7 protein-coding genes and 2 pseudogenes are annotated in these 6,799 nt (G+C 71.1%); 5 read left to right on the top strand and 4 right to left on the bottom strand.

Annotated elements, in window-relative coordinates; all coding sequences use genetic code 11:
• The 4 genes and pseudogenes from Q0L54_RS09530 to Q0L54_RS09515 form a co-directional block, all read right to left on the bottom strand.
• Nucleotides 1-296: pseudogene (locus Q0L54_RS09530) on the bottom strand (hypothetical protein); the annotation flags it as partial.
• A gap of 71 nt (nucleotides 297-367) precedes the next feature.
• Nucleotides 368-841 (bottom strand): isoprenylcysteine carboxylmethyltransferase family protein, encoded by a 474-nt coding sequence (locus Q0L54_RS09525; RefSeq protein ID WP_296667579.1) that lies wholly within the window; start codon nucleotides 839-841, stop codon nucleotides 368-370.
• A 30-nt stretch (nucleotides 842-871) separates the two neighbouring features.
• Nucleotides 872-1,954 (bottom strand): 1-acyl-sn-glycerol-3-phosphate acyltransferase, encoded by a 1,083-nt coding sequence (locus Q0L54_RS09520; protein WP_296667577.1) that lies wholly within the window; start codon nucleotides 1,952-1,954, stop codon nucleotides 872-874.
• On the bottom strand, nucleotides 1,951-2,781 hold the full coding sequence (locus Q0L54_RS09515; RefSeq protein WP_296667575.1) for a patatin-like phospholipase family protein: 831 nt from the start codon (nucleotides 2,779-2,781) through the stop codon (nucleotides 1,951-1,953). Before Q0L54_RS09515 ends, Q0L54_RS09520 begins: the two co-directional genes overlap by 4 nt.
• An 81-nt stretch (nucleotides 2,782-2,862) precedes the next feature.
• Between Q0L54_RS09515 and Q0L54_RS09510 the strand changes: the two genes are divergently transcribed.
• The 5 genes and pseudogenes from Q0L54_RS09510 to Q0L54_RS09490 all read left to right on the top strand — a co-directional run.
• Entirely contained in the window at nucleotides 2,863-4,557 is a 1,695-nt protein-coding gene (locus Q0L54_RS09510) for a cytochrome c biogenesis protein DipZ (protein WP_296667573.1), read from the top strand.
• Nucleotides 4,558-4,637: 80 nt separating this feature from the next.
• On the top strand, nucleotides 4,638-4,931 hold the full coding sequence (locus tag Q0L54_RS09505) for a hypothetical protein (protein ID WP_296667571.1): 294 nt from the start codon (nucleotides 4,638-4,640) through the stop codon (nucleotides 4,929-4,931).
• Between the two features lie 28 nt (nucleotides 4,932-4,959).
• On the top strand, nucleotides 4,960-5,607 hold the full coding sequence (locus tag Q0L54_RS09500; protein ID WP_296667570.1) for a sigma-70 family RNA polymerase sigma factor: 648 nt from the start codon (nucleotides 4,960-4,962) through the stop codon (nucleotides 5,605-5,607).
• Nucleotides 5,604-6,365: an anti-sigma factor gene (locus Q0L54_RS09495; RefSeq protein ID WP_296667568.1), complete on the top strand. Its 762-nt coding sequence runs from the start codon at nucleotides 5,604-5,606 to the stop codon at nucleotides 6,363-6,365. The genes Q0L54_RS09500 and Q0L54_RS09495 overlap by 4 nt, the downstream gene beginning before the upstream one ends.
• 84 nt (nucleotides 6,366-6,449) lie before the next feature.
• Nucleotides 6,450-6,799 (top strand): annotated as a pseudogene (locus Q0L54_RS09490) (dienelactone hydrolase); the annotation flags it as partial.

The following is a 6,799-nucleotide window of genomic DNA, read 5'->3' as shown; positions in this document are numbered from 1 at the left end:
GGCGCGTACTGCTCGAGGAAGAACTGCGCGGTCACCAGGGCCCCGAACGCATCGGCCTGCCCGGCGCCCGGCGGCATGAGGGCGAGCAGCTGCTCGTCGCTCAGCGGCGCCGCAATGGGTGACAGGCTCGCGGACGGGTCGGGCGTGGGCGTCACGCTGGCCACGGGAGACGGCGACACCGTCGGCAGGTCCGTCACGATGGGCGCGGGATCGCCGGTGCATGCCGCGAGCGCGCACACCGACACGAGCGTCGCGGCGGCGACGCGTCCCATCGACCCCCCGGGGACAGACCGCATGACGCCGACAATAACGGTCGGGCCTGCCGGACATAAGCCCCACTTGTGAGGCTGTGGAGAGGGCGCGCCGGCTACGCTCGGCGCTTGCCGAGCCCGGGGAGGAACTTGCCGGTGCGCGAGGCGTAGTCGGCGTACCCCGCATAAGCGGAGGCGAGGAATCCCTCTTCGACGCGGGTCTTCGCCTCGAAGAACACGGCGAGGAGCAGGGCGAACGCGTACGTCCACACGCGCCCGGAGCCGATCGCAAGCCCGAGCGCGATCGCGATGATCGCCGCGTACATGGGATGACGGACATACCCGTAGATCCCGGTGGCTGACAGTCCCGCGCCGTTGGGCGTGGGCATCGGGGTGAGCGCCCGCCCCAGGTCCTTGCCGGCCCAGAACATGCCCAGCCCGCCCAGCAGCACCAGGGTGGATCCTGCCCACCACGAACCACGGATCGCGGGGCCGTCCGCGAACGCCGAGATCCCGACGGCGAGGAAGATCACTCCTTGCAGGGCGACCAGCACGAAGCCGAGAAGGCGGCCCTGCGAGGTGGACGACATCGGGCCAGGGTACCCGCTCCCCCGGCCCGCTCAGGCCGTCGAGGAGGACGGCCGGCGCGACTCCGCCGTCGCCGAGACCCGGGGCTGGTGGTCGTCGATCCACGCGTCCACCGTCTCCCACCAGTCGTACAGCCACTCCTCGCGGCCCTCCCGCGTCGCCGGGATGGTCGACGGGTCGGCGGTCCAGCCCTTGAGGACGATGCGCTTGTCGACGGGCAGCTCGCGCCACACGTCCCCGACCGTCGAGAGCCGTTCCAGTCCGGTGTGCGCCACCACCACCACGGTCGCGTCGGGTCGCGCCTCCATCGCGGCGAGCACCCCGCCCGGGTGCGGCGGCATCACATGGCCCATCGCCTCGGCGCGGGCGGCGAGCTCCTGGTGACCCGCGGCGCGCAGCGCGCCGATGCGCCGGGCACGGCGGGAGGGGGTGGCGTTGGCTCCCTCAGGAAAGATGAGCAGCGCGCCGTCGGGGCCCATGTCGCGGGCGAGTTCGGCGATGGCCGCCGTGCCGCCCGGCGCGCCCGCGGATCGGTGCCGACGCGGCGTGATGAAGCGCGACGGGATCCGGTGGAGCAGGATGTCGATGGCGGGATCCCACTGCAGCGTGTCCTTGAGAACGATGGCCGGGTACCGGGAGAACCGGTTGAGCAGGGCGTCGACGATGATGAAGGAGTCGCCGGGGCCCGCGTGCCGGCACACGACGATGACGGGCTTGCCCCGCGCGATCGAGTCGAGATCGGCGTCCTCGATCTCGATCTCGAGCCGCAGCGTCCATCGGACCTGCTCGAACAGCAGGCGCAGCATCGCGCTCGTGAAGAGATAGTGCGCCCGCAGCGAGCGTTCGGTGCGGATCCTCCATCCGAACCCGAACCACACCCACAGGGCCGCCAGCGCGACCACGTTGAACGCGTCCCACATGAGGTACAGGCCGGCGAGCCACACCACACGCGTGATGCGAAGACGCCCGGGCAGCGCCCAGCTGACAATCGCGGCGACCGCGACGGCGAGCCAGACGGCCAGGGGCAGCCACACGAACGCGGCCAGCACGATCGCGGGCGCCAGCACCAGCCGGCGCACCCAGACGGGCGGCAGGCGCCACCAGTGCCGCCTCACGCGCGACCGCTCACGCCGGCGAGGTACTCCGCGGTGGCGGCACGCGCCGCCTCGATCCGCGCGTGGGTCGCATCGAGCCTTCGGAACGCGCCGATGCGGTGGTCGCCGGGCTGCCCGCCGCCATAGGGCAGCACGTGCAGATCGACGTGCGCCGGGACGGCCGCCCGTTCCCTCTGGAAGCGGTGACGCCGCGAGATCTCGAAGGCGACGCGGGCCACGTCGGAGGGCTTGTCGGGCACACGCAGGGGCTCCTCGATCCGGCCCACCTGCAGCACGTAGATGGTGGTGGCGCCGCGCGAGACGGCCTCGCCCAGCGGGATCGAGTTCACCACGCCGCCGTCGACGAAGTGCTCGTCGCCGATCTTCATCGGCGGCAGCGCGGCGGGGACCGACGCCGAGGCGAGCACGGCGTCCACCACCGGCCCACTGTCGAACCAGTGCTCGGAGGCGCGCTCGATGCTCGCCGCGCACACCGCGAGCGGCACCGGGAGGTCGGAGAACTGCGTCGACTCGCCCAGCACGTCGGCGATGAGGGCGCGCAGCGCGGCGGGGTCATTGAGATGGGTGCGCGACTTCGCGAGCCTGCGCATCTGCCGGTAGAAGTTCTCGCCATAGACCGCCGCCGCGGTGGGCGACGCCCACGCCTTCTCGAGGCGGTCCACCACGGCAAGAGTCGGGTCCTGCGCCACGGCCGCGCCGTTGATGGCTCCGATGGAGGTGCCCACCACCAGCTGCGGGACGATGCCGGCGTCGAGCAGGGCGCGCAGCATCCCCACCTCCGTGGCGCCACGCACGCCCCCGCCGCCCAGCACGAAAGCGATCGTCATGAACCCAGCCTAGGCGCCTGCTACGTTCGGAAACGTGGCACCCCAGCCCATCCCCGCGCATCGTCGCTCCGAACCACGGACATGCTGACTCTCATCCTCGTCGGACTCGTCTCCGGGCTCATCACCGCGATCAGCCCGTGCGTGCTCCCGGTGCTCCCCGCGATTCTCACCAGCTCGATCCAGGACGGCGCTCACAACCGGCGCCGCCCGGCCGTGGTGGTGGCCGGCCTCACCACCTCGTTCGCGGTGTTCACGCTGCTGGGCGGGGTGCTGCTCAGCAGCCTGGGGCTGCCGGATGACCTGCTGCGCTGGATCGGCATCGTGGTGCTCGCCATCGTGGGCCTGGGCCTGATGATCCCGGCGATCGGTCACCTGCTGGAGCGCCCGTTCCAGAACACCCGCCTTCCGCAGCTCAAGCGCGACGGCAACGGCTTCGTGATGGGGCTCGCGCTGGGGCTCGTGTTCGTGCCGTGCGCCGGCCCGATCCTCGCCTCGATCACGGTCCTTGCGGCCACCAATGGAGTCAGCTGGGGCCTCGTGGCGCTCACGCTCTCGTTCAGCGTGGGCATCGCGATCCCGCTGCTGGTGTTCGGCTTCGCGGGCCAGGCCATGTTCAGCAAGATCTCCGCGGTCCGCGAGCGCCTCCAGCTGATCCGCACCATCTCCGGCGGGGTCCTGCTCGCCACCGCGCTGGTGATCGCGACGAATGTCGCGGAGCCGCTGCAGCGCATCGTCCCGGGATGGCTGGCGGGCATCCAGACCAGCATCGAGGACAACGACTCGGTGCGCGGCGAGCTCGACACGCTCGCCGGCCGCGAGGCCATCGACACCTCTGTCACCGGCGACGCGATCGGCTTCGACGCGTGCGAGGAGCGCGGCGACGTCCTGCAGAACTGCGGCCCGGCACGCGACCTGGTGGGCATCGAGTCGTGGCTCAACACCGAGGGCGACCAGCCGCTGGACCTCGCGGAGCTGCGCGGCAAGGTGGTGCTCATCGACTTCTGGACCTACAGCTGCATCAACTGCCAGCGCACCTTCCCGTACCTGACGGGCTGGGATGAGAAGTATCGCGACGATGGCCTGGTGATCATCGGGGTGCACTCCCCGGAGTTCGCGTTCGAGAAGGTCAGGTCCAACGTCGCGGACGCGGCGGACCGCTACGGGATCCAGTACCCGATCGCCATCGACAACGACTTCAAGACGTGGCGCGAGTGGGATCAACGGTTCTGGCCCGCCCACTACCTCATCGACCAGGACGGCGTGGTGCGCCAGGTCCATTACGGCGAGGGCGCCTACGACGACACGGAACGGCTCATCCAAGAGCTGCTCGACACCACGCCGCAGGAACTCGTCAACGCGGACGCGGGCAACCACACCTCCGGCAGGACGCCCGAGACCTACCTGGGTTACCTGCGCGGAGGACCCAACGCGAACGGCGACTACCCGCGCAACGAGGCCCACGACTTCGGCACCACGTTCTCGCCCGGTCCCGGCGGAGTGGGGTTCTTCGGCACCTGGACCGTGACCGACGAGTACTCGGAGGCGGGCGCCGGCGCGGGCATCGACATGCCCTTCTACGCCGCGGACGTGCACCTGGTGCTGGCGGGCGAGGGCACCGTCACCGTCACGTTCCAGGACGATCCCGACTACCGCAAGGTGGTCGAGGTCTCGGGCACGCCCGACCTGTACGACCTCTACATCGGCGACCCTATCGAGGACACACTGCACCTCGAGTTCTCCGAGGGCGTGCAGGCGTACGCCTTCACCTTCGGGTGAGACCCATCCCCCGGGGCAGGCGCACCGAACGCCTGATGCCGGGCCACCCCACATCCGAGGCGCGGCACTAGGGAGGAAACATGATCCGGATCCGCACGCTGGCCGTACCGGCGCTGGTCCTGCTCGCCGGCACCACGCTCGCCGCCTGCGGCGACACGGAGCCCGCCGCGTCGACGTCGGAGGACGCGATGATGGAGGAGTCCATGTCGCCGGAAGCCATGGCGTCCGAGGACGCGATGATGGAGGAGTCCGCGTCGCCCGATGCCATGGCGTCGGAGGACGCGATGATGGAGGACGACGAGGCGATGACGGAGGAGTCGCACTCCCCGGACGCGATGATGTCCGAGGACGCGATGATGGAGGACGAGGGCTAGGCCCTCTCGGGACGATGCGGAGGGCGGGATGAGCACGGACGGGCGCGCGAGGCCGCTGCGGGCGGTGCCCGCGGACGGCGACGCCGCACGGCGCCCCGGCGCCCGCCCGTCCCCGCATCGTGACGCCGACGAGCTCGCGGACTTGCTCGTGAGAGCGGGCCGCGGAGACACCGCCGCCTTCGAACTCCTGTACAACCGCCTGGCCGGCTCCGTCCACGGTCTGGCCGTGCGCATCGTCCGGGACCCCCAGATCGCCGAGGACGTCGCCCAGGAGGCGCTGGTCGAGGTGTGGCGCCAGGCCGCGCGGTTCAGGCCCGAGCAGGGCTCGGCGCGGTCGTGGGTGCTCACCATCGCGCACCGCCGAGCGGTGGACCGAGTGCGCACGGAGCAGGCGCACTCGAACCGGTTGGTGGCACACGGCGCACGGCACTCCGCATCCGTGGAGGACCAGGACACCGTGGTCGACACGATGCACGCCGAATGGCAGGCGGCGCGCGTACGGCAGGGTCTCGAGGTCCTCACCCCCCTCCAGCGGGAGGCGCTCGAGCTCACGTACTACAAGGGCTACACCAATAGACAGTTGGCTGAATCACTCGGCATCCCGCTGGGAACGGCCAAGGCACGGATCCGCGACGCGGTGATCCGACTACGAGACGCATGGGAGGTGACGGCATGAGCGACAACGTCCACGGACTGCTGGGCGCCTACGCCGTCGACGCCGTCACGCCCGCCGAGCGCGCCGAGTTCGAGGCGCACCTGCCGGCCTGCGAGGAGTGCTCGCTCGAGCTGGGCAGCCTCCTCGAGACCACGGCTGTGCTGGCCGACGCCGAGTCGACGGCTCCCCCGGCGGCGCTGCGCGCCCGCGTATTCGAGGAGATCGGACGCACGGCGCAGCTTCCCCCCGCGGACGGCCCGGCCGCCGACGCGGCTCCGGCGCCGGAGCCGGTGGCCGCCGCAGTCGTACCCATCGAGCGAGCCCGTCGCCGCCACCTGTGGCCGCGACTCGCGGTCGCCGCCGCATCGGTGGCCGTGCTCGCGGTCGCGGGCGTGATCGGTGGCGGCCTGGTCGCGGACCGCAACGCCCAGTTGGCGCTGGAACAGGACGTCATGATGGTCGCGAGCGCGCCCGACGCGCACTCGATGGACCTGGGGCTGGGCTCGGCCCACCTGGTGGTGAGCGAGAAGATGGCGTCCGTGGTCGCGATGGGTGACGATTGCCCCTCTCCCGACGACGGCATGGAGTACCAGTTGTGGGTGGTGATGGCGGACGGCTCGAAGCACGCCGGACCCACGTTCATGCCCGACTCCGACGGCTCGTTCGTGACGATGCTCGACATGGAGATGAACGGAGTGGTCGCCTTCGCCGTCACCGAGGAACCGCACGGCGGCTCCGCGCAGCCCACCTCCGAAGAGATCGCCGTGGTCGAGCTGTAGGACGCGCACTCACCTTGCGCGAGATTCACGCCACGCGCCGCCGCTAAAGGTCGCGCGGAACGTCGCGGAGCGTAAGACTGAGGTATGGCCGAGATACTGCTCTTCCACCACGCTCTGGGGCTCACGGATGGGCTGCTGGCCTTCACCGAGCGCCTCCGAGCGGAGGGGCACACGGTCCACGCGCCGGACTGCTATGCGGGTGCCACCTTCGATGACGTGGACGACGGCGTGCGGTTCGCCCAGGACATCGGGCACGACGCACTTCTCGAGGCCGCGCACAGCGCCGCTCGCAAGCACCGGTCCGCGGACGTGGTCATGGGCTGCTCGCTCGGGGCCATGCAGGCGCAGACGCTCGCGCAGGACCGGCGCCGGTTCCGGGCCTGCCTGCTCGCCGGCGGCGCTCTCCCCCCCAGCGCCCTCGGAAGCGTGTGGCG

The organism is Demequina sp., from assembly GCF_024642165.1.
GTDB lineage: Bacteria > Actinomycetota > Actinomycetes > Actinomycetales > Demequinaceae > Demequina.
The sequence above is the reverse complement of the archived record's forward strand: the minus strand, read 5'-3'. Positions and strand labels throughout refer to the sequence as shown.

What these genes read in the sequence shown, in the direction of transcription:
- Q0L54_RS09525 (WP_296667579.1), bottom strand. Translation starts at nt 841, where the DNA reads ATGTCGTCCACCTCGCAGGGCCGCCTTCTCGGCTTCGTGCTGGTCGCC.
- Q0L54_RS09515 (WP_296667575.1), bottom strand. Translation starts at nt 2,781, where the DNA reads ATGACGATCGCTTTCGTGCTGGGCGGCGGGGGCGTGCGTGGCGCCACG.
- Q0L54_RS09510 (WP_296667573.1), top strand. Translation starts at nt 2,863, where the DNA reads ATGCTGACTCTCATCCTCGTCGGACTCGTCTCCGGGCTCATCACCGCG.
- Q0L54_RS09505 (WP_296667571.1), top strand. Translation starts at nt 4,638, where the DNA reads ATGATCCGGATCCGCACGCTGGCCGTACCGGCGCTGGTCCTGCTCGCC.
- Q0L54_RS09500 (WP_296667570.1), top strand. Translation starts at nt 4,960, where the DNA reads ATGAGCACGGACGGGCGCGCGAGGCCGCTGCGGGCGGTGCCCGCGGAC.
- Q0L54_RS09495 (WP_296667568.1), top strand. Translation starts at nt 5,604, where the DNA reads ATGAGCGACAACGTCCACGGACTGCTGGGCGCCTACGCCGTCGACGCC.